This is a genomic window from Enterobacter sp. RIT637 (assembly GCF_019718755.1).
GTDB lineage: Bacteria > Pseudomonadota > Gammaproteobacteria > Enterobacterales > Enterobacteriaceae > Enterobacter.
This window is the reverse complement of sequence record NZ_JAIHAZ010000001.1, coordinates 643,860-666,272: the sequence shown is the minus strand read 5'-3', so window position 1 is coordinate 666,272 and position 22,413 is coordinate 643,860. Positions and strand designations below refer to the sequence as shown.

The following is a 22,413-nucleotide window of genomic DNA, read 5'->3' as shown; positions in this document are numbered from 1 at the left end:
CGACACCCTCGGCGGCGTGAGCGTATCTGTAGCGAACTACTGACAAACAGAACCTCAATCCCCGCCGACCTGGACGGGGAAAACGCTCTCCGTTCATTCCCCTCTGAATGGAGAAAGAAAATGGTTTCATCTGACAATGCTCTCTTAATTATCGACATGCAGCACGGCCTCTTCCGGGGCCCGGTTTCCCCCAGCTCCTCCGCCGCCGTTCTGGCAAATATCTGCTTGTTAATCGCCCGCGCGCGGCAAGCAGAGGTGCCCGTCTTTTTTGCCCGCCATATCGGACCAGACGACTCTCCCTTCTCGGAGAAAGGCCCATTAACACAGCTGATACCCGAGCTGGACGTGAAGGAGCAGGATGTTGTTTTCACAAAACGCTATCCCAGCTGTTTTCGGGATACCGAATTGCAGCGTGAACTTAATCAGAGGGGCATCAAACAGCTGGTCATTGCCGGGATGAAAACAGAATTTTGTGTCGATACTACCTGCCGGGCCGCGCCGGAACTGGGCTTCAGGACGGTATTGATTTCAGATGCACATACCACAATGGACAATGAACATTTATCCGCCAGCGACATTATTAGTCATCACAACAGCACGCTGGCCGGGCCGTTCGTGACGCTGTCCACTGCATGCGACTGGCAATTTAATACGGCCGGTTGAGTTGGCGGGATCTTGTCTATCTTGTCCGGCGCAATGGCCAGGCCAGGCTCTGCACCCGGTCACTCAGCTCAGGATGTCAATTGCGATGCGCACGTAAGCGAAAAGAATTGGCATCCTGATCGCTTTGTTGGTGCAGGTCACTGAAAGTGATTTGTTGCATGTAAACCTTTTTTAATGGGGCCTGCGGACGGCAACCCACGTTGTAGTATCCCGAAAGGCCGATGAGCTATGGCATTTGAGAAACAAAACGCTGCATGGGTTTCGTATGCTGTGTTACAACGTGCTCAGAGCAGTGAGATGGACTCATCCAGCCAGTCGGGGAGATGTTCTCTGTACCAGCTCAGGTAGAGATTAAAATCACTGTTTTTCCTTTCGTGCAGAAGTAACACGACTTCAGTGACAATCCATGCTTTAGCGAGAGCAATTTCTCTGGCTAACCTGCCTGCGACCAAATGTGTGGCAAAAAAACAGTAGCGCTCGGCAAGCTGGAAAATACCTTGTCTTGAACCCATCCCCTTTACCAGCGGAGCAAGGTCAATAGCCGGACTACCTGTACCGAACCTTTCCCAGTCGAAAAGTATCGCTTCACCGTTTTCTCTTCTGCCCCAGTTACCCGCATTGGTATCACCTGAAATTAAACATTCCCGACTAAATAAAACGCTGCCCGCTTGCTGAAAACATCGTATCTGCCGCTCAGCGCGGATGGGTAATTCCAGAAGAGACAAAGATTTTTCTAGCGCTGACACAGTCCAGGTGTGGGTGTGATAAATCCATGTGGGGTCGGCAGGATAATCATGCAGGCGTGCAAGTCGTCTCAATATCTCGTCCCCTGCAATCTCATCCTGGGAAATCTTATGAGGAACGTATTCGAGCATCAGGCTGCGTCGGTGTGAGTCCGCGTGCAACAACCGCGGGGATTCAACAACGTCACTTAGTGGTTTCGCCGCACGGGTATAAAAGCCATATTCAACATCGCTAACAGGGCATTTTTCTATTACCTGATTGCCATGGCGATCCGCAATCAAGCAGACTTTTGCTGCGCCCATTCTGGATAAGTTTTCACCAGGCATACCATCCTCATCCCACTCGTTTGGTCTCAGGGAGTAAGTATAGTGTGGTGTACCAACATTCGATGATGAGTAAAACTCACATTGATTGCCACTATTTATCGTTTTTCAAAGTGACGGCCCTGAAATACCATCCTCTCATCCCTGGGATAGAAAAAATAAATAATACTAAGTCTGTATGGAGCACCTATGACACTCGATGCTTTATTTCATTTAATGAAAATACTTTCCCCGGAAATAAACACCGCGGATGAAAATATCCCTGCGCTAATTTCGCGACTGTCGTCAGAAAACCATCGTTCAGATGCGCTTTCACCCTTTGTACATCGACTGCATCTTCTGTCTTTTGCCCAAAGCAACCCGGGTAACGCCGAAGAGTTGCTGTCAGCACACTTACCAAAAGACGATGGAACCCTTCCCCTACTTGACTTCGCCGAATGGCCCCACGTGCGGTACGCCACGTCGGGCGAAGCGCAGACGCCTGAATCAGACGCATACTTCCATAAAATGACCGCGGCTGCCAATATATTGCGCGCGGCGCTGATCGATGCAGAGCGCGCAAAGGGTACGTCTGCACTTTATATTCTGGATAAATTACTCAACCTGAATAGCGCCCTGCCGGAAAGATATAAGAAAATGGCAAATATCCCCTACGCATAAACGCATTAAATATGCAGGATATCCCGTCAGGAATATCCTGCTTAATTTAAGAAAGCCGTTTTTGATCGTACTCAAGACAGGCAATATCCAGAGAAGGTACCACCGGCGAGTTCAGGTTTAGCCAGGCCAGCAGACGTTCAATACTCTGTCTTCTGAGCGAATTTTTCGGCCAGACGAGGTAGTAGCCATCCCCTGTTGCAATCGCCTCCCTGAAGGGCAGCGCGAGCAGACCGCTTTTCAGCGCGTCGAGCGTGAGGCGGAGATCGGCCATCGCCACGCCGTGACCGTGCATGGCGGCCAGGCTTCCCTGCTCCAGGGTGTCAAACACAATCCCGCCGCTCATGTCGAGACCGGGAAATAGCCCCGTTCTTTTCAGCCAGCGCCGCCAGTCCCGTCTGTCCGGTGAGGGGTGAATAAGCTCGCACTGCGGTAGCTGTTGCCGGGCAGATTCAAGCAAAGACGGGGTGCAAACCGGAATGAGCCATTCACTGAAGAGCAGCCTGCTTTCTGTTGACTCGCCGAAATAGCCATTACCGAGGAGGATCGCGCAATCGTAGGGCTCACGGCTGAAGTCAACGGTGTCGAAGTCCATCCAGACGCTGGCAATTTCTACTTTCGGTTTTGCATGGTTTTCACGAAACGATTTCAGGACGTTAAGAAGCCATCTCATCGTCAGGGTACTGGGAGCCTTGAGGCGCAGAAGGTGATTTTCACTTCTGAACGCGCGGCAGGCCCACTCGATGTTCGAGAAGCTTTCGCTAAGCTGTCCGGCCAGAATACGCCCGGCCTCACTGACTTCCACTCTCGGCCCTTGACGTTTAAAGAGCTCGCAGTCGAACCACATTTCAAGCGTCCGGACATGCCTGCTGACCGCGCCCGGCGTGATATTCAGTGCTTCAGCCGCTTTGCTGAAGGAGTTCAGCCGCGCGGCAACTTCAAAGGCGCGCAGGGCGTACAGTGGTGGTAAAGACATACGTTCCCTTTCTGTGAGGTTTAACTATGCAGTGTTTGTATTATCAGCACTCACTGACTTGTCGCCCAGCTCCTCGGGCGGAAACGTCAGCAGCAGCTCCCTGAGCAGGGACTCAAGCTGCGCGCGCTGCGCGACAGATAAGCTGCTCAGCAACGCATTTTGGGTTTGTGTATGCACGATCAGCGCCTGTTCGATACGCTCCTGCCCGTGCGGCGTCAGGCTTACGAGGGTGCTGCGCTTGTCATCCGGATCGGCAATTCGCCTGATAAGTCCTTGCTGTTCGAGATGGCTGAGCCGGCTCGTCATCGCCCCTGAGGTCACCAACAGCGATTTATACAGCTGCGTGGGGGAAAGGCAGTACGGCTCACCGGCACGACGCAGCGTGGCGAGCACGTCAAACTCGCCCTCGCGAAAACCAAACTGCGCCATGGCCTGCGCCCGTTCTTTTCCCAGATGCTTCATCAGCCGGTGCATTCGGCCAAAAATTTTCATCGACGAGGCGTCCAGCCCCGGCATGGCACGGCTCCACTGGCCAACAACGAAGTCTACATAGTCTTTCATTTTCACCCCTGATGGCGTGGGTATTTATCCTGTAGTGCGGTACATCTTACGATAAAACAGATTTTATCTTAACGTTAAGATAAATGCTCGCGGCAATTTGTGCGAGCCCTTCACAACTGAAAAGGACTCCATGTCATGTTGAAACGCACGTCGCCTTTACTCTTCGCCGTTTATCGTTTTTATCGTCGGGCTGAACCTGCGCAGTATTCTGGCTTCTGTTGGACCGTTGTTTTCATGACTCACGCTGAAGCCCGCGCTGAATTTTAAACCCGTCGTAGACGCGCAGGCGCGATGAATGCGATACCAGAATTGAGAGTCGTATTTCAGCCTGTCGTGAGTTAAATTCAGGGTGAATTTCACCTCATTCAGGAATGGATATGTCGCAATGGAGGGGAACAGCGATTATCTGCTCACCGAAGAGGGTCAACTGGAAGGCGTGAAGCATTTCGCCGTCTTATCCGCAGCTGACTGATATTTCTCACCAAGCCAGAAATTATTTAAATATCAGCAATCGCATCTTTCAGGCTGCCCAAAGTTAAATATCGCCCCTTACGTCAAATTATAAAAAATTACCAAAACTGGCAGTTGATTATTATTTGTATGACTTTTAATATTCCCCTGCAACTCATTGATTAATTTGTTTTAGGGAAATAAAAATGACAAGAAATATTGTTGCAGGAATGATGATGGCGGCGTTTTCAGGGGCAGTATATGCAGGAACCTCACAAGTCACACCGGATTTTTCACCGGAAAGTTTAACGGTTTCAGCCTCTGCCGGGATGCTGAGCGGAAAATCCCACGAGATGGTTTATGACGAAGTCACAGGAAGAAAAATTAGCCAACTGGACTGGAAAATAAAAAATGTCGCCATTCTGAAAGGCGATATTTCCTGGGATGCATACTCATTTTTGACACTGAACGCCCGCGGCTGGACGTCCCTGGCATCAGGCTCAGGTCATATGGATGACTATGACTGGATGAATGCGAAACAATCCTCCTGGACAGACCATTCAAGCCATCCTTCGACGAACGTTAACTATGCCAATGAATACGATCTCAACGTAAAAGGCTGGATCTTCCAGGGCGATAACTATAAAGCGGGCGTAACCGCTGGTTATCAGGAAACCCGCTTCAGCTGGACGGCGACCGGAGGTTCTTACAATTACGATAACGGTGCCTATCAGGGGAACTTCCCGGCAGGCGAACGCGGTATTGGTTATAGCCAGCGTTTCTCCATGCCGTATATTGGCCTTGCAGGACAGTACCGTTTTAATGACTTTGAATTTAATGCCCTGTTTAAATTCAGTGACTGGGTCCGTGCGCATGATAACGACGAGCACTACATGCGCGATTTAACCTTCCGCGAGAAAACAACGGATTCCCGTTATTATGGCGCATCCGTTGATGCCGGATATTATGTGACTCCGCACGCCAAAGTTTTTGCTGAATTTACCTATAGCAGTTACGAAGAAGGTAAAGGCGGTACGCAGATTATTGATACCAATACTGGTGAATCCGGCTCTATTGGCGGGGATGCTGCGGGTATTTCTAACCACAACTATACCATTACAGCGGGTCTGCAATATCGCTTCTAATCCAGACGTTAAAGCAGACCAGGCCCCTCACGGGGCCTGAATCGATGACAAACCCCGCAATCAAGATTTAACCGTCTTTTTGCCGGGTGGCGCTGCGCTTACCCGGCCTACATTTCTCACCGTAGGCCCATGTAAGCGTAGCGCCGCCGGGCGAAACGCACGTTGCCATCAGGCCCGCTCCAATTGAACACGCTTAGCTTTCCAGTGCCGCAAGGATCGCAGATTCCATTTTCTCGGGTGTCGTCATCGGTGCAAAACGCTTGAGTGGTTTACCGTCGCGTCCGATCAAAAACTTAGTAAAGTTCCACTTGATCCGACCACCCAGCACGCCGGGCAATTCGTTTTTCAGATAACGAAACAGCGGGTGCGCTGCACTACCGTTAACCTCTACTTTCTCGAACATCGGGAAGCTCACGCCGTAATTAATGTGACAAGTCTTTGAGATTTCATCAGCGCCGCCGGGTTCCTGTTTACCGAACTGGTTGCAGGGGAAGCCAAGCACCACTAAACCTTGTTCGGCGTATTTCTTATATAGCGCTTCAAGGCCAGCGTACTGTGGCGTAAAACCACAGTGGCTGGCGGTATTCACGACCAAAACCACCTTTCCCGCATAGTCAGCCATTGAGACAAACTGACCATCCAGACGGGTGGCGGTAAGTTGATGAAAATGGGTCATCCTGGCTTCCCCGCCGACTTTGGCCGTAAATTCTCATCAAACGCCAGCCGTTTCCGGTCAGGCTCAGCCTCGCGCAGCGGCTCCACCTGATGCATCGTTAGCTTGCATCGCTCCACCAGCACCTGATACTCCCGCGTGCCCTGCTGCTTCCATGTCAGCTCCTGCTCGCTGAGTTCGCGAATCGCTTTGGCCGGGCTGCCGATAATCAAATGGTTGGCGGGCATCTCCGCTTTCGCCTTTACGAACGCCGCCGCGCCGACGATGCTGTTTTCACCGATAACCGCGCCGTCCATCACCACCGCGTTCATACCCACCAGTGCATTGCGGCGGATAATGCAGCCGTGCAGAATGGCGCTGTGGCCGATATGCCCGTCCTCTTCCACCACCGTGTCTTGCTCCGGGAAGCCGTGCATCACGCAGTTATCCTGAATGTTCGCCCCGTCTTTCACCACGATGCGGCCAAAATCGCCGCGCAGGCTGGCGTTAGGACCAACATAAACGCCCTTGCCCAGAATCACGTCGCCAATCAGCACCGCCGTTGGGTGAACGTAGCTCTCGTCAGGCACGACCGGCGTCAGACCATCAATTTGATAAACAGGCATACCCTCTCCTTACGCAGTATTGAGACCACCAAACCGTTGATAGTAAAGCGTGCCGGGCACGGGCAGTTCGCCCACGGAGGTTTCGCCCTTCTCGCTGACAAAGGCCAGCGCCCCCGGCGCGACGCGCTGATAGATATTGATGCAAAGCTGTCGGGCGCTCTGTCCCGCCCAGTGCGCGGGCAGCAACTCTTCCGGCAGGAGCGGGTCTTTCAGCACCACGCGACGATAAAAATGAATCAGCAGCAGCTGGATCTGGAAACAGCGTTCCGGCGTCAGCTCCTCCGGCGCGGCCTCTTTCAGCAGCGGCAGCAGCGGGCGGAACGAATTGATAAAGGACTCGTACATCGCGTTTTGCTCGGTTAACTGCCAGCACTCTTCCACCCGCGAACGCAGCGCGGCGCGCGAAAGCGCCAGCGGCGAGTGGGCTTCAAAGAAAATCACGTTTTCCGCCACCCCGGCATCGTGAAGCAGGGACTGCACGTCCGCCAGATGCTGCGACGGCGAGGCCATCAGGCTCGGCGCCAGCGTGCCAAACCCTTGCCAGATCAGCTGTTTTTTGACGTCGGCAAGGGTGGTTTTATCCAGCCCTTCGGAGAGCAGCAGCAGCCATTTGCCGTCCCAGGCGGGCAGTTCCGCGCGGTAAATCTTATTCTCCGCGCGACGCGTCAGGCGCAGCCCTTTGTCGCTCAGGCGGTAAAAGCTGCGACGCCCGATGCGGGAAACGTCCAGCCAGCCCTCTTTGTTGAGGCGAAACAGCGCGGTGCGCACGAAGCGATCGCCAAACCCCATGCCTTCCAGCAGGGCCGCCAGGCTGCCGAGCCAAATCTCACCACCGCGATGGGAAAGCGCGTCACCGTATAACGAGGAGATAAGCGAGGTTCCGCTGACGGGAACGGAACTGACCGCGTGCTGGATAAAGGCGTCGAGTTTATTCATGTGATTCATTCTGTTGTTATTTTTGTCCTGGATGAATCATAGCATAGGATTCCCTCACCCTAACCCTCTCCCAAAGGGAGAGGGAACTTTTACACCCTCTCCCTTTGGGAGAGGGCTGGGGTGAGGGAAACTTAGCCGTTGGCCGCGACTTTACGCAAATCAAACACCCGGCAGGCTTTCCCCTCCGAGCGCGGGATGCTGCCGCAGTTCACGATCGTGACGTCGGTGGAAATCCCCACCATCGACTTAATGCGGTGGCGCAGCTGGTGGCACACCTGGCAACGCTGCTCGTGCGTCAGCGTGAGGCTGCTCTCTTTCAGCTCGACCTTCACGGAAAGTGAATCAAGATGCCCGCGACGGTTCACCTCCAGCTGGTAGTGCGGAGAAAGGTGTTCGAACTTCACGATCTCCTCTTCCAGCTGCGACGGGAAGACGTTGACGCCGCGGATAATCAGCATATCGTCACTGCGACCGCTGATCCGGTCCATACGCCGCATGCTGCGCGCGGTGGCCGGGAGCAGGCGCGTCAGGTCTCGGGTGCGGTAGCGGATCACCGGCAGCGCCTCTTTGGTCAGCGTGGTGAACAGCAGTTCGCCCTGCTGACCGTCATCCAGCGGCGTGCCGTCGTTCGGGTTGACGATCTCCGGGTAGAAGTGATCTTCCCAGATGGTTGGCCCGTCGGCGGTTTCGATACACTCCATCGCCACGCCCGGCCCCATCACCTCGGAAAGGCCATAAATATCCAGCGCCGTAATGCCTAAGCGTTTTTCAATTTCGCGACGCATGGCCTGCGTCCACGGCTCGGCGCCGAAGACGCCCACGCGCAGGGAACAGCCGCTGGCATCGCCGCCCATCTGGCGCTCCAGCTCTTCAATCAGGTTGAGGCAGTAGGATGGCGTCACCATGATCATGTCCGGCTGAAAATCACGGATCAGCTGCGCCTGTTTCTCCGTCTGGCCGCCGGACATCGGGATCACCGTCGCGCCTAAACGCTCGGCACCGTAGTGCGCGCCCAGCCCGCCGGTAAACAGGCCATAGCCATACGCCACGTGAATTTTGTCCTTCGCGCTGCCGCCCGCCGCGCGCAGGGAGCGAGCCACCAGATTGGCCCAGTTGTCGATGTCGCCCTGCGTGTAGCCGACAACGGTCGGTTTGCCGGTGGTCCCGGATGACGCGTGAATACGCACCACCTGCTCCATCGGCACGGCAAAGGTATCGAACGGATAGTTATCCCGCAGGTCCTGCTTGGTGGTGCACGGGAATTTGCGGATATCCGCCAGCTCGTTGAAATCGTCAGGGTGAACGCCCGCGGCGTCAAACTTGCGTTTGTACATCGGCACGTTGTTGTAGGCGTGATGCAGCGTCCATTTCAGACGCGCGGTCTGCAGCGCCTGTAACTCGTCAAGGGAGGCCGTTTCAATCGGATCAAGCTTTGTTGTATTTGTCATTGTAGGGTACTCACATTGTTTTTATGCTCAAACACGCTCAAGGATCATGGCAATGCCCTGACCCACACCGATGCACATCGTACACAGCGCGTAGCGCCCGCCACGTCGGTGCAGTTCGTTGCTCGCGGCCAGCGCCAGTCTGGCACCGCTCATGCCCAGCGGGTGGCCCAGCGCAATCGCGCCACCGTTCGGGTTGACGTGCGCGGCATCATCCGGCAGGCCCAGCTGACGCAGCACGCCCAGCGCCTGCGAGGCGAACGCTTCGTTAAGCTCGATCACGTCCATATCGTTAATACTGAGTCCGGCGCGCTCCAGCACCTTACGGGTGGCGGGTACCGGGCCAAGCCCCATCAGACGTGGCTCCACGCCTGCCGTCGCCATCGCCACGATCCGCGTGCGCGGGACTAACCCCTGCGCCAGCGCCATCTTCTCGCTGGCGACGATCAGCGCCGCAGCGCCGTCGTTGACGCCGGAGGCATTCCCCGCCGTAATCACCCCGTTCTTACGGAACGGCGTTTTTAGCCCGGCGAGCTGCTCGAACGTGGTGTCCGCGCGCGGATGTTCATCCACGCTGAACTCAGTGACCGCCCCTTTTTTGCCCGGCACCAGTACCGGCACAATCTCCTGCGCCAGAATGCCGTTCTGCTGCGCCTGCGCGGTACGCTGCTGGCTGCGCAGCGCGAACGCGTCCTGATCGGCACGGCTGATATTTAACAATTCAGCTACATTCTCTGCCGTTTCCGGCATACTGTCAGTTCCGAATTGCTGATGCATGAGCGGATTCACAAATCGCCAGCCGATGGTGGTATCAAAGATCTCCGCCTGACGCTGAAACGCGGCGGTGGCTTTGCCCATCACAAACGGCGCGCGGGACATGGACTCCACGCCGCCCGCGATCAGCAGGTCGCCATCGCCCGCCTTAATGGCGCGCGCCGCAAACCCAATCGCGTCCAACCCCGACCCACACAGGCGGTTAATGGTGGTGCCCGAGACCGTCTGCGGCAGCCCGGCGAGCAGGGACGACATGCGCGCCACGTTGCGGTTATCTTCCCCCGCCTGGTTGGCGCAGCCGAAGATCACGTCGTCGATCCGCTCAAGGTCGAGCTGCGGATAGCGGGCCAGCAGCGCGCGCAGCGGCACGGCACCGAGATCGTCGGTTCGGACAGCGGCAAGCGCGCCGCCGTAGCGCCCCACCGGGGTTCGAACGCCATCACAAATAAATGCATCACGCATCTGTCTCTCCTGTCACGCTGCCGCCGATGCGGTGAGATTTTCCGCGAAAAAGGGCGACGGTTTTCTGTTGTTGGTTCTGGATTTCAATGTCATATACGCCGGTCAGCTTGCCCTGATGCATCACCCGCGCGGTGGCGGTGAGCGTGTCCCCGGCAAAGCCCGGACGCAGAAAATCAATCGAGCAGCCTGAGGCTACCGCCGCCAGCCCCTGGCTGTTACAGGCGTAGGCAAAGGCGGTGTCTGCCAGCGAAAAAAGCTGTCCGCCGTGGCAGGTTTGGTGGCCGTTAAGCATCTGCGGGGTGATGGTCATGGTCACCACCGCGTAGCCCTCGTCCATGTCGACAATGTCCATCCCCATCGCCTGCGCGCAGGCGTCCCGTTCGTACATCGCGCGGGCGTTATGCCAGGCGTTAAGACTCATAGCTACTCTCCAGAAGCGCGCGCTGGCGCAGCAGTGAACAGGGCCGATAGCGCTCTTCGCCGTAATGACGCTGCAGGTTTTCCAGCAGCGTCAGCAGCCGCTGCCAACCCAGACGCTCGCCCCAGGCGATCGGCCCGCTCGGGTAGTTCACGCCCAGGCGCATGGCGGTATCGATGTCCTTCTCGCTGGCGACCCCTTTTTGCAGCGCATCCAGCGCTTCGTTGGCGATCATCGCCAGCGTGCGCCAGACCAGCAGGCCGGGATAATCGGCAATTTGCACCACCCGGTTACCCTGCTGTTGCAGGTAGCGGACGGCCTTTTGCGTCGCGGTATGCGGGTTGCTGGCGGCCGCTGCAATCACCGCCACGTCGCGCTCAATGCGGTCCACCACCACCACCGGGCCGTTGAGCCGCAGTGCCAGCGCCTGAGCGGTTTCGCCCTGCGTTTCAATCAGATACACATCGTCAATTTCTGTGACACCGTCACGTCTCTTTTCCACGCGCATTGGGCAGTAGCTGTCGTTCACGGCTGGCACCCACTGAACATTGGGTTTGTCACCCTGCCAGTCGTAGACGCCCTTCCCGCTCTTTTTGCCTAGCCTTCCTGCCAGCACTAGCTCCTGCTGCACCAGAGAAGGCAGAAAACGCCGCTCCTGCCAGAAAGCGTTAAATACCGAACAGGTCACCGCGAAATTCACGTCCTGACCGATCATGTCGGTCAGCTCCAGCGGCCCCATCGGGAAACCGCCGCCTTCGCGCAGGGCGGCATCAATCACCTCCGGCGGCGCGACCTGCTCTTCCAGCGCGCGCCAGGCTTCGGAATAGAACGGACGGGCGACGCGGTTAACGATGAACCCCGGCGTTGAGTGGCAGCGGACGGGCTGTTTGCCCCAGTTCAGCGCCAGCTCGCACAGCGCGTCGGCCACTTCCGGTGAGGTCGCCAGCCCGCTGACCACCTCCACCAGCTTCATCACCGGCGCCGGGTTGAAGAAATGCAGCCCTGCGACCCGCTCCGGATGGTGGATGTCCGCCGCAATCGCCGTAACGGAGATGGACGAGGTGTTACTGGTCAACAGCGTCTGCGGCGGGCAGATTTCCGCCAGTTTCGCAAACAGCGTTTTTTTGACGTCAAGGCGTTCGGAGGCCGCCTCAATAACCAAATCTGCCGATGCCAGCGCATCGATATCCGTCACCGGAACCAGTCGGGCGAGGATCTGTCCGCTCGCGTCCGCAGAGAGCTTTCCGCGCGTTACCCGAGACGCGAGGCGTTGACGAATGCCGTCAATCGCGCGGGAAATGGCGTCGGCAGAAATGTCGTAAATCAGCACCTGATGGCCGTGGCTTGCCGCGACTTCGGCAATGCCTGCGCCCATCGTGCCGCTGCCAATCACGGCGACAGTCCGTATGTTCAGCATCTTATTTCCCCGTAAAGTTAGGCGCGCGCTTCGCCAGGAAGGCGCTGACGCCCTCGCGGTAGTCGTCGCTGCGTCCGGCCAGACGCTGGTAATCGCGCTCCAGATCGAGCTGGGCGTCCAGGGTATTGGTTTCCGCGGCGTTGATGGCCTGCTTGATCAGCCCCAGCCCGAAGGTCGGTTGTGACGCAAAATGCAGCGCCATCTGCTGCGCCGTGGTGGAGAGTTGTTCGTCATCCACCACCTGCCAGATCATCCCCCACGCCTGTGCCTGTTCGGCGCTGAGTTTTTCGCCGAGCAGCGCCAGCCCCATGGCGCGGGCGCGTCCGGCCACGCGCGGCAGCAACCAGGTGCCGCCGCAGTCCGGCACCAGGCCGAGCTTGCTGAAGGCCATCACGAAGTTGGCGGAGCGGGCGGCTATCACCATGTCGCAGCCTAACGCCAGCGTCGCCCCCGCCCCCGCCGCCACGCCGTTAACCGCGCAAATCACCGGTTTCGGCAGCTTTGCCAGGCGGCGCACCAGTGGGTTATAGAAGGTTTCAACGGACATCCCCAGATCCGGCGCCGGGCCGTTGGGGTCGACGTTGCGGTCGTTCAGATCCTGACCGGCGCAAAAGCCGCGTCCAGCCCCGGTGATCAGCAGGCAGCGGATGGCGTCATCACGCTCGGCCTGTTTCAGGCACTCGGCAAGCTGCTGGTGCATCACGTCGTTAAAGCTGTTCAGACGCTCCGGACGGTTCAGCGTAATGGTCATTACGCCCTGCTCAACATGACTGAGAATAAATTCCACAATTAGCGTCCTTTAAAGTCGGGGGTGCGTTTTTGTAAGAAGGCGTCGATGCCCTCCCGGCGGTCTTCGGTGGCAGAAAGCAGCGTAAACAGCTGGCGCTCCTGGGTCAGACCGGCCTGGAGCGGCACCTCCTGAGACTGGCGCAGCGCCTGTTTCGCCGCCTGCAGCGCCAGCGGAGAGTGGCGCGCCATCAGCGCCGCCTGCTTCAGGGCATACTCCAGCGTCAGCGCTGGCGGGAAAACATCGCTCACCAGCCCCGCGCTCAGCGCCTGCTGCGCGGAGATGCTCTCGCCGGTCAGCACCATTTTGCTGGCGAGGGATTTACCGACGCTGCGGATCAGACGCTGGGTTCCGCCCGCGCCGGGCATGATGCCCAGCGTGATTTCCGGCAGGCCGAAACGGGCGTTATCGCCAGCAATCACCACGTCGCACAGCAGCGCCAGCTCGCAGCCTGCGCCCAGCGCGAAGCCGTTCACGGCGGCGATCAGCGGTTTGCTGAACGCGTTAATGCGCGCCCACAGCTGAGGGCGGATATCGTTCAGGGTGGCGGGCAGGTCTTTCTCCGCCATTTCGTTGAGATCGGCCCCGGCGGCAAAGCAGCGATCGCTGCCGTAAATCACGCAGACGGAAATCTCAATGTCAGACGCCGCGGCCTCCAGCTCTTCCGTAAGCTGCGTCAACAGCGCATTGTTGAGGGCGTTGCGCGCCGCCGGACGGTTCAGCGTCAGCTGCAGCACGCGGCCATGACGGGTAACAATCAGTTCGCTCATGCCATCCCCTTCGCGTCGAAGTCGACAATCACGTCGGCGGTTAACGGCAGCGACTGGCAGCTCAGCACGTACCCGGCGGCCAGCTCGTCCGGCTCCAGGCTGTAGTTGGTCGCCATGTCCACCTTCCCGCGCAGCACTTTGCATTTACAGGTGGCGCACACGCCGCCCTTGCAGGCATACGGGAGATCCGCCCCCTGACGCAGGGCGGCATCGAGGATGCTTTCGTCGTCCGCCGTCAGGGTGATTTCACGGTCTCGCCCGTCCTGGCGCACGGTCACTTTCTGCCCTTCCGCCTGGACGTGCACCGCGCGTTTAACGGAGATCCCCGGGGTGTTAAAGCGCTCAAGGTGGATGAATTTTTCCGGCATCCCCAGCGCTTTCAGCGCGGCTTCGGCGTCGTCCATCATCGCCGACGGGCCGCAGATAAACGCCTCGTCGTACTGGCGGAAGTTGATCAGGGTTTTCGCCAGCGCCTGTAGCTTTTCCCCGTCGATGCGGCCGTAGAGCAGATCGCTGTCCAGCCGCTCCTGGCTGAAGATGGAGACCAGCTGCAGCCGCTGCGGGTATTTGTCCTTCAGGTCCGCCAGCGCCCGGCGGAACATCATGCTCTGGCTGCTGCGGTTGCCGTAGATCAGGGTGAAATGGCTGTTGGGTTCGGTCGCCAGCGTCGCGGAGATAATCGCCAGCATCGGGGTGATGCCGGAGCCTGCCGCAATCGACAGATAGTGGCCTTCACGTTCAGCCTGGGGCTGGTAGCCAAACTGCCCCTGAGGCACCATCACCTCCAGCGCCATACCCGCTTTGATCTCATCCCGGGCGTAGCGGGAAAAGCGCCCGCCGTCGATGGCTTTCACCGCCACGCTGATTTCGCCCGGGGCGGTACTCCGGCAGATGGAGTAGCAGCGGCGCAGCTCGTCCCCGTCAAGCTTCGTTTTTAACGTCAGGTGCTGGCCGGGGCGGAAGCGGTAGGCGTCCTGCAGCGCCTGCGGCACCGCGAAGGTGATGGTCACCGCGTCGCGGGTTTCGGGTTCCACTTTTGCCACTGTTAATGAATGAAACGTTGTCATGGCAGCCTCAAATACATTTGAAATAGTCGAAGGGTTCGCGGCAGGTGTTGCAGCGGTAGAGCGCTTTGCAGGCCGTCGAGCCAAATTCACTGATAAGCGCGGTGTCGGTGCTGGCGCAGCGCGGGCAGCTCACCGCCAAAGGCGCGTGCGCGTGACAGCTATGCCCCACGGGCGGACTGATGCCGTACGCCCGCAGCCGCTCGCGCGCGTCGGCGGTCATCCAGTCGGTGGTCCAGGCGGGTTCAAGCTGGAGCACAATGTGTACCGGAGTAAAGCCGTTCGCGGTCATCGCGTCGCGGATCGCCCCCAACAAGTGTTCCGTTGCCGGACAGCCCGAGTAGGTTGGCGTGAAGCCAATGACCCAGCCTTCCCCCTGCGCCTTCACGCTGCGCACCATGCCTAAATCGGTGATGGTTAATACCGGCACTTCCGGATCGGGGATCTGGCTTAACAGCGCCCAGATCTGCGGGATTTGCGCGGGCGCGATGTCGACGAGGCGTTGCATAGCGTTCTCCTTTACCACTGCTGACCGGGATACGCACGCTGGAGGTACTGCATCTCCGCCAGCATCGGGCCCAGATGTTCGGTATGCAGCCCCCTCTTGCCCCCGGTGCGGTATGCCACCTCTGCGGGCACCTGCAGGCAGGCTTCATTCAGACCGGCAAAGACTTCGCTTTCCCACGGCTGGCGCAGGACGCGCGGGTCAACCGCCACGCCGGCGTCAATCAACGCCAGCTCGACGTCATCGGCTTCAAACAGCTCCGCCGTAAAACGCCACAGATTGTCGATAGCCTGCTGCATTTTTTGCGCGGATGTTTCGGTCCCGTCGCCCAGACGCACCAGCCAGCCGCGGCTGAAGCGCAGGTGGTAGCGCGCCTCTTTAATCGCTTTGGCGGCAATGGCGGCAAGCTGGCTATCGCTGCTTTGGGTCAGCCGCTCGTACAGCGCCACATTCCAGGCATCCATCAGGTACTGGCGGGCAATGGTGTCGGCGAAGCTGCCGTTCGGCTGCTCCACCAGCAGGACGTTGCGGTACTGACGCTCGTCGCGGCCAAACGCCAGCGTGTCTTCATCGCCCTGGCCTTCCCGTTCTGCGGCATAGGTCAGGAAATTGCGCGCCTGGCCCAGCAGGTCGAGACCGATATTGGCAAGCGCGAGGTCAATTTCCAGCTCCGGCGCGTGGCCGCACCAGGCGCCGAGACGCTGGGAGTGCACCAGACCGTTGTCGCCCAGACGCAGGGCATAGGCAGTCACTGAATTCATTCGTTGCCTCACATATGCTCGATGCCGTCGGGGATGGTGTAGAACGTCGGATGGCGGTAAACCTTGCTTTCCGCCGGGTCGAAGAACTCACCGCTCTCTTCCGGCTGGGAGGCGACAATCTCGCTCGCCTTTACCACCCAGATAGAACACCCTTCGCTGCGGCGGGTGTAGGCGTCGCGCGCATTTTCCAGCGCCATGCGATCGTCGGCGGCATGCAGACTGCCCACGTGACGGTGGGATAACCCTTGTTTGCTGCGTACGAACACTTCGTACAGCGGCCAGTAGACAATACTCATTGTGACTTCCTCTTATGCGGCCTGACGGGCGCGCTGTTTTTCCGCGTGCGCCAGTGCGGCTTCGCGCACCCACGCCCCCTCTTCCCAGGCTTTACGTTTCGCGGCCAGGCGCTCGTGGTTGCAGATGCCGCGCCCGTTAATGACCTCGTCAAACTCCTGCCAGTCGATCTCGCCGAAGCGATAGTGACCGCTCTCTTCATCCAAACGCAGGTCGGGATCCGGCACCGTCATGCCGAGCATCTCCATCTGCGGCACCGTGTTGTCGACAAAGCGCTGGCGAAGTTCGTCATTGCCGAAGCGTTTGATTTTCCAGGCCAGGCTGCGTGCGCTGTTCGGCGAGTTGTCGTCGTTCGGCCCGAACATCATCAGCGCCGGCCACCAGAAGCGGTTGATGGCGTCCTGCAGCATCTGACGCTGGGCCTCGCTGCCCTGCGCCAGCGCCATGCAGGCCTCAAAGCCCTGGCGCTGGTGGAAGCTCTCTTCTTTACAGATTTTCACCATCGCGCGGGCATACGGACCGTAGGAGGTCCGACACAGCGCCACCTGGTTGACGATAGCGGCGCCGTCCACCAGCCAGCCGATCACGCCGATATCGGCCCAGCTCAGGGTCGGATAGTTGAAGATGGAGGAGTATTTCATCCTGCCGTCGAGCATCTTCTGGTAGATGTCTTCCCGCGCGCAGCCCAGCGTTTCCGCCGCGCTGTAGAGGTAAAGCCCGTGCCCGGCTTCGTCCTGCACTTTCGCCAGCAGGATCGCTTTTCGGCGCAGCGTCGGCGCGCGGGCGATCCAGTTCCCTTCCGGCAGCATGCCGACAATTTCGGAGTGCGCATGCTGACCAATCTGACGGATCAACGTCTTACGGTAGGCATCAGGCATCCAGTCCTGAGGCTCAATCGCCGTCTCCTGCGCTATGCGCTGCTCAAACCGTTGTTCTTGCGTCACGTCATCACCTTTATGATTCGTTAGTTTGCAAAATTAAGCGTAATGTTGAATCACTTTGTTTTTTAAAAGTTACACAAAGGTTAAATATAACCCCAAGAATTGTTTCCCGGTTTTGTGATGTTGCTCGCAAGGCTTTTACTGTTCACCCTCTACACAGCCGCTTTGCGCGCGGCAATTCATCAGACCGGATCACAATGTTAACAATTCATTAAAACTCAGCTTGATTTTTATGATTCATGATTAAACTATTAACGAGTAAATTACGTAACATTTGGAGATAAGCGATGCAGCAGTTAGCCAGCTTCGTGTCCGGTACCTGGCAGTCTGGCCGGGGCCGCGAACGCACTATTCATCACGCCATCAGTGGCGAAGCGCTGTGGAGCGTGACCAGCGAAGGGCTGGACATGGCGGCCGCCCGTCGCTATGCGATTGAGCACGGCGGTGAAGCGCTTCACGAGATGACCTTTATCGAACGTGCGGCCATGCTGAAGGCGGTGGCAAAGCACCTGATTAGCGAGAAAGAGACGTTCTATGCCCTGTCGGCCCAGACGGGCGCGACGAAGGCGGACAGCTGGGTGGATATTGAAGGCGGCATCGGCACCCTCTTCACTTACGCCAGCCTGGGCAGCCGCGAGCTGCCGGATGACACGCTCTGGCCGGAAGATGAGTTAATCCCGCTGTCGAAAGAAGGCGGCTTTGCGGCGCGCCACGTCCTGACCTCAAAATCCGGGGTGGCGGTGCACATCAACGCCTTTAACTTCCCCTGCTGGGGGATGCTGGAAAAGCTGGCACCGACCTGGCTTGCCGGGATGCCCGCCATCATCAAACCCGCTACCGCTACCGCGCAGGTGACGCAGGCGATGGTGAAATCCATCGTCGACAGCGGGCTGGTGCCGGACGGTGCCATCACCCTGATCTGCGGCGGCGCGGGGGATCTCCTCGACCAGCTCGACAGCCAGGACGTGGTGACCTTTACCGGCTCCGCCAGTACAGGGCAAAGCCTGCGCGTGCACCCGAATATCGTGGCGAATTCGATTCCGTTCACCATGGAAGCCGACTCCCTGAACTGCTGCGTGCTGGGGGAAGACGTCACGCCGGAACAGCCGGAATTTGCCCTGTTTATCCGCGAAGTGGTACGCGAGATGACCGCGAAAGCCGGTCAAAAATGTACGGCCATTCGCCGCATTATCGTTCCGCAAAACCAGGTTGACGCGGTTAGCCAGGCGCTGATTGCGCGGCTGGAAAAGGTGGTGGTGGGCGACCCGGCGCAGGAAGGAGTGAAGATGGGTGCGCTGGTCAACGCCGAACAGCGCGCGGACGTGCAGGAGAAAGTGGAGCAACTGATCGCCGCAGGCTGCCAGACCCGTCTGGGTGGCAAAGCGGATCTGCAGGCCGCGGGGGCGTTCTTCCCGCCGACACTGCTGTTCTGCCCGCAGCCGGATGAAACCCCGGCCGTCCACGCGACGGAGGCCTTCGGCCCGGTTGCGACGCTAATGCCGTATCGCAACGCAGACCATGCGATGGCGCTTGCCCGCGCGGGCGGCGGCAGCCTGGCAGGTACGCTGGTCACCGCCGATTCGGCGATTGCCCGCCAGTTTATTGCCGGTGCGGCGCGCGCCCACGGACGTATTCAGATCCTTAACGAGGAATCATCAAAAGAGTCTACCGGCCACGGCTCCCCGCTGCCTCAGCTGGTGCACGGCGGCCCGGGTCGCGCGGGCGGCGGCGAAGAGCTGGGCGGCCTGCGCGCGGTGAAGCACTACCTGCAGCGCACCGCGATTCAGGGCAGTCCGACGATGCTGGCCGCCATTGGCAAACAGTGGGTGCGCGGCGCAACGGTGCAGGAAGATCGCGTGCATCCGTTCCGCAAATACTTTGAGGAGCTACAGCCGGGCGACAGCCTGCTGACACCGCGCCGCACCCTCACGGAAGCGGACATTGTGAACTTTGCCTGCCTGAGCGGCGACCATTTCTATGCCCATATGGACAAGATCGGTGCGGCAGAGTCGATCTTCGGCGAGCGCGTGGTGCACGGCTACTTCCTGATTTCCGCCGCAGCGGGACTGTTTGTTGATGCGGGCGTCGGGCCGGTCATTGCCAACTACGGCATGGAAAACCTGCGCTTTATCGAGCCGGTGAAACCGGGCGATACCATTCAGGTGCGTCTGACCTGCAAACGTAAAACGCTGAAGAAACAGCGCACCGCCGAGGAAAAACCGACCGGCGTAGTGGAATGGGCGGTTGAGATCTTCAACCAGCATCAGCAGGCCGTGGCGCTCTACTCCATTCTGACGCTGGTGGCGCGCCAGCAGGGCGATTTCTGACACCTTCCCTTCACCGCCTTTCCTGCGGGGTGGCGCGATGCTTACCCGGCCTACGATGACCAGCCGGGGTGTGACACCGCCCCGCTCTTTTTTTAACCTGGCAAGACTGACAAATAACCTGGCAGATGCAGGCAAACGCTTTTCTCATGGGCCTGTCAGGATAAGGCTGTCACAACACAATAAACCCTAAATAATTCGAGTTGCAGGAAGGCGGCAAGGGAACGAATCCCCGGGAGCGTACATAAGTACGTGACTGGGGTGAGTGAGTGCAGCCAACGCACCTGCAACTTGAAGTATGACGGGTATAAACACAACAAGATGAGGTCTACGATGGGAAGCAATTCTTCTTTTTCTGCCCGTAGAACGGCGCTGGCCATGGCCGTTGCGCTGTGTTGCGCCTGGCAATCCCCTGTTTTCGCCCACGGCAGTGAGGCGCATATGGTCCCGATGGACAAAACGCTGCAGGACTTTGGCGCGGACGTTCAGTGGGATGATTACGCACAGATGTTCACCATTGCGAAAGACGGTGCCTTTGTGAAGGTTAAACCGGGCGCAAAAACCGCCATCGTCAACGGTAAAACCCTCAGGCTCGAGGTGCCGGTGGTGATGAAAGGCAAGAAAGCCTTTATTTCCGATACTTTCATCAACGATGTTTTCCAGTCCGGCCTTGACCAGACCTTCCAGGTTGAAAAACGCCCTCACCCGTTAAACGCGTTAACGGCGGACGAAATTAAGCAAGCCGTTGAGATTGTGAAAACCTCGGCGGATTTTAAACCCAATACCCGCTTTACCCAGATCGCCCTTGCAGAGCCGGAGAAAGCCAAAGTGTGGGACTTTGTGCTCAACGGTACGGCACTCGATTCCCCCCGCCTGGCGAAGATCGTCATGCTCGATGGCAAGCTCGTTATCGAAAGCGTGGTGGACCTGAAGGATAAAAAAATTCTGCACTGGGAACCGGTAAAAGACGCGCACGGCATGGTGCTGCTGGATGACTTCGCCACGGTACAGCAGATCATCAACGAGAGCACCGAGTTTGCCGAAGTGCTGAAAAAGCGCGGTATCACCGATACGAAGAAAGTGATTACCACCCCGCTGACCGTCGGCTATTTCGACGGCAAGGACGGCCTGAAGCAGGAAGATCGCCTGCTGAAGGTGGTGAGCTATCTGGACGTGGGCGACGGCAACTACTGGGCGCACCCGATTGAGAACCTGGTCGCGGTTGTCGATCTTGAGCAGAAGAAAATTCAGAAGATCGAAGAAGGTCCGGTCATCCCGGTTCCGCTCACCCCGCGCCCGTATGACGGCCGCGACCGGGTAGAAACGGTGAAAAAACCCCTGGAGATCGTCGAGCCGGAAGGCAAGAACTACACCATCACCGGGGATATGGTGCACTGGCAGAACTGGGATTTCCACCTGAGCCTGGACTCCCGCGTCGGCCCGATGATTTCAACCGTCACGTATAACGACAACGGCAAAAAGCGCCAGATTATGTATCAGGGGTCGCTCGGCGGCATGATCGTCCCTTACGGCGATCCGGACGTGGGCTGGTACTTTAAAGCCTATCTCGACTCCGGCGACTACGGTATGGGCACCCTGACCTCACCGCTGGTGCGCGGTAAAGACGTGCCGTCTAACGCCGTGATGCTCAATGAAACCATCCCGGATTATACCGGTGCGCCGATGGAGATCCCGCGCGCGATTGCGATTTTCGAACGCTACGCGGGGCCGGAATATAAGCATCAGGAGATGGGCCAACCGAACGTCAGCACCGAACGTCGTGAACTGGTGGTACGCTGGGTAAGTACCGTGGGCAACTACGATTACATCTTCGACTGGGTGTTCCATGAAAATGGCACCATTGGTATTGACGCCGGTGCAACGGGTATCGAGGCGGTAAAAGGCGTTCAGGCGAAAACCATGCATGATGCCACCGCCAAAGACGACACAAAATACGGCACGCTGATCGACCATAACATCGTGGGCACCACCCACCAGCACATCTACAACTTCCGTCTTGATATGGATGTGGACGGCATCAATAACAAACTGGTGGCGATGGATCCGGAAGTGAAGCCGAATACCGCCGGGGGCCCGCGCACCAGCACCATGCAGGTGAATCAGTACGATATTGATACCGAGCAGCAGGCGGCGCAGAAATTCGACCCGGGCACCATTCGGCTGCTGAGCAATACCAGTAAGGAGAACCGCATGGGTAACCCGGTCTCGTACCAGATTATCCCCTACGCGGGCGGTACGCACCCGGTGGCAAGCGGTGCGAAATTTGCCCCGGACGAGTGGATCTACCATCGCCTGAGCTTTATGGACAAACAGCTGTGGGTGACCCGTTACCATCCGGATGAGTTGTACCCGGAAGGCAAATTCCCGAACCGCTCCATCCACGACACGGGTCTGGGACAGTACAGCAAGGATAACGAGTCGCTGAACGACCAGGATGACGTGGTCTGGATGACCACCGGCACAACCCACGTCGCCCGTGCGGAAGAGTGGCCGATTATGCCGACGGAATGGGTGCATACCCTGCTTAAACCGTGGAACTTCTTCGACGAGACGCCAACGCTCGGGAAAAAGAAAGACGAACAGAAATAAATAACGCACCGGGCGCAATGCCCGGTTTTTCATCCATTTACTTGCTGAATACCACTCCCCGATTATAGTTATTTCTACCTCATTTTTTTCATTTTACTTTTTGAATCA

22 protein-coding genes are annotated in these 22,413 nt (G+C 58.0%); 5 read left to right on the top strand and 17 right to left on the bottom strand.

Annotation, left to right across the window (positions count from 1 at the left end):
- Window positions 1-120 precede the first annotated feature (120 nt).
- Window positions 121-663 carry a cysteine hydrolase family protein gene (locus K5E19_RS03235; protein ID WP_221549946.1) on the top strand — a complete coding sequence of 181 codons (543 nt, stop codon included), beginning with the start codon at window positions 121-123 and terminating at the stop codon, window positions 661-663.
- A 284-nt stretch (window positions 664-947) separates the two neighbouring features.
- On the opposite strand, the gene K5E19_RS03230 is transcribed toward K5E19_RS03235, so the two are convergent.
- Window positions 948-1,733 carry a phosphotransferase family protein gene (locus K5E19_RS03230; protein WP_221549945.1) on the bottom strand — a complete coding sequence of 262 codons (786 nt, stop codon included), beginning with the start codon at window positions 1,731-1,733 and terminating at the stop codon, window positions 948-950.
- A gap of 186 nt (window positions 1,734-1,919) precedes the next feature.
- On the opposite strand from K5E19_RS03230, the gene K5E19_RS03225 reads away from it, so the two are divergent.
- Window positions 1,920-2,390 (top strand): hypothetical protein, encoded by a 471-nt coding sequence (locus K5E19_RS03225; protein ID WP_221549944.1) that lies wholly within the window; start codon window positions 1,920-1,922, stop codon window positions 2,388-2,390.
- 46 nt (window positions 2,391-2,436) lie between these two features.
- On the opposite strand, the gene K5E19_RS03220 is transcribed toward K5E19_RS03225, so the two are convergent.
- Window positions 2,437-3,363 (bottom strand): LysR substrate-binding domain-containing protein, encoded by a 927-nt coding sequence (locus K5E19_RS03220; protein WP_221549943.1) that lies wholly within the window; start codon window positions 3,361-3,363, stop codon window positions 2,437-2,439.
- 24 nt (window positions 3,364-3,387) lie between these two features.
- A complete protein-coding gene (locus K5E19_RS03215) occupies window positions 3,388-3,924 on the bottom strand; it encodes a MarR family winged helix-turn-helix transcriptional regulator (RefSeq protein ID WP_221549942.1) in 537 nt (178 codons plus the stop codon).
- Window positions 3,925-4,580: 656 nt separating this feature from the next.
- On the opposite strand from K5E19_RS03215, the gene K5E19_RS03210 reads away from it, so the two are divergent.
- Complete coding sequence (locus K5E19_RS03210; RefSeq protein WP_134350166.1) at window positions 4,581-5,519, top strand: omptin family outer membrane protease; 939 nt, start codon at window positions 4,581-4,583, stop codon at window positions 5,517-5,519.
- Between the two features lie 193 nt (window positions 5,520-5,712).
- Here the strand turns inward: K5E19_RS03210 and K5E19_RS03205 are convergent, their stop codons facing one another.
- From K5E19_RS03205 to paaA, 14 genes are all read right to left on the bottom strand, one after another.
- Window positions 5,713-6,195, bottom strand: a complete 483-nt coding sequence (locus K5E19_RS03205) for a glutathione peroxidase (protein WP_221549941.1) — start codon at window positions 6,193-6,195, stop codon at window positions 5,713-5,715.
- Complete coding sequence (gene paaY / locus K5E19_RS03200; RefSeq protein ID WP_221549940.1) at window positions 6,192-6,797, bottom strand: phenylacetic acid degradation protein PaaY; 606 nt, start codon at window positions 6,795-6,797, stop codon at window positions 6,192-6,194. Before paaY ends, K5E19_RS03205 begins: the two co-directional genes overlap by 4 nt.
- 9 nt (window positions 6,798-6,806) lie before the next feature.
- Complete coding sequence (paaX, locus tag K5E19_RS03195; protein WP_221549939.1) at window positions 6,807-7,742, bottom strand: phenylacetic acid degradation operon negative regulatory protein PaaX; 936 nt, start codon at window positions 7,740-7,742, stop codon at window positions 6,807-6,809.
- Between the two features lie 122 nt (window positions 7,743-7,864).
- Entirely contained in the window at window positions 7,865-9,181 is a 1,317-nt protein-coding gene (gene paaK / locus K5E19_RS03190; protein ID WP_221549938.1) for a phenylacetate--CoA ligase PaaK, read from the bottom strand.
- Window positions 9,182-9,208: 27 nt separating this feature from the next.
- Entirely contained in the window at window positions 9,209-10,414 is a 1,206-nt protein-coding gene (gene pcaF, locus K5E19_RS03185; RefSeq protein ID WP_221549937.1) for a 3-oxoadipyl-CoA thiolase, read from the bottom strand.
- Window positions 10,407-10,835, bottom strand: coding sequence for a hydroxyphenylacetyl-CoA thioesterase PaaI (paaI, locus tag K5E19_RS03180; protein ID WP_221549936.1), 429 nt, complete (start codon window positions 10,833-10,835; stop codon window positions 10,407-10,409). Before paaI ends, pcaF begins: the two co-directional genes overlap by 8 nt.
- The gene (paaH, locus tag K5E19_RS03175; protein WP_221549935.1) at window positions 10,825-12,249 is read right to left on the bottom strand and encodes a 3-hydroxyacyl-CoA dehydrogenase PaaH; all 1,425 of its coding nucleotides are present in this window, start codon (window positions 12,247-12,249) and stop codon (window positions 10,825-10,827) included. The genes paaI and paaH overlap by 11 nt, the downstream gene beginning before the upstream one ends.
- 1 nt (window position 12,250) lies before the next feature.
- Window positions 12,251-13,039 carry a 2-(1,2-epoxy-1,2-dihydrophenyl)acetyl-CoA isomerase PaaG gene (gene paaG, locus K5E19_RS03170; protein ID WP_221550027.1) on the bottom strand — a complete coding sequence of 263 codons (789 nt, stop codon included), beginning with the start codon at window positions 13,037-13,039 and terminating at the stop codon, window positions 12,251-12,253.
- Window positions 13,039-13,806, bottom strand: a complete 768-nt coding sequence (paaF, locus tag K5E19_RS03165) for a 2,3-dehydroadipyl-CoA hydratase PaaF (protein WP_221549934.1) — start codon at window positions 13,804-13,806, stop codon at window positions 13,039-13,041. Before paaF ends, paaG begins: the two co-directional genes overlap by 1 nt.
- Window positions 13,803-14,873, bottom strand: a complete 1,071-nt coding sequence (paaE, locus tag K5E19_RS03160; protein ID WP_221549933.1) for a 1,2-phenylacetyl-CoA epoxidase subunit PaaE — start codon at window positions 14,871-14,873, stop codon at window positions 13,803-13,805. Before paaE ends, paaF begins: the two co-directional genes overlap by 4 nt.
- 7 nt (window positions 14,874-14,880) lie before the next feature.
- Window positions 14,881-15,378, bottom strand: a complete 498-nt coding sequence (gene paaD, locus K5E19_RS03155) for a 1,2-phenylacetyl-CoA epoxidase subunit PaaD (protein WP_221549932.1) — start codon at window positions 15,376-15,378, stop codon at window positions 14,881-14,883.
- Between the two features lie 11 nt (window positions 15,379-15,389).
- Window positions 15,390-16,136: a 1,2-phenylacetyl-CoA epoxidase subunit PaaC gene (paaC, locus tag K5E19_RS03150; protein WP_221549931.1), complete on the bottom strand. Its 747-nt coding sequence runs from the start codon at window positions 16,134-16,136 to the stop codon at window positions 15,390-15,392.
- Window positions 16,137-16,144: 8 nt separating this feature from the next.
- Entirely contained in the window at window positions 16,145-16,432 is a 288-nt protein-coding gene (gene paaB / locus K5E19_RS03145; RefSeq protein WP_221549930.1) for a 1,2-phenylacetyl-CoA epoxidase subunit PaaB, read from the bottom strand.
- Between the two features lie 12 nt (window positions 16,433-16,444).
- Entirely contained in the window at window positions 16,445-17,374 is a 930-nt protein-coding gene (gene paaA / locus K5E19_RS03140; protein ID WP_221549929.1) for a 1,2-phenylacetyl-CoA epoxidase subunit PaaA, read from the bottom strand.
- Between the two features lie 284 nt (window positions 17,375-17,658).
- Here paaA and paaZ point away from each other — a divergent pair, with 284 nt between their 5' ends.
- Together paaZ and tynA are read left to right on the top strand one after the other, a co-directional pair.
- Complete coding sequence (paaZ, locus tag K5E19_RS03135; RefSeq protein WP_221549928.1) at window positions 17,659-19,698, top strand: phenylacetic acid degradation bifunctional protein PaaZ; 2,040 nt, start codon at window positions 17,659-17,661, stop codon at window positions 19,696-19,698.
- A 330-nt stretch (window positions 19,699-20,028) separates the two neighbouring features.
- Window positions 20,029-22,305: a primary-amine oxidase gene (gene tynA, locus K5E19_RS03130; RefSeq protein WP_221549927.1), complete on the top strand. Its 2,277-nt coding sequence runs from the start codon at window positions 20,029-20,031 to the stop codon at window positions 22,303-22,305.
- Window positions 22,306-22,413: the final 108 nt, after the last annotated feature.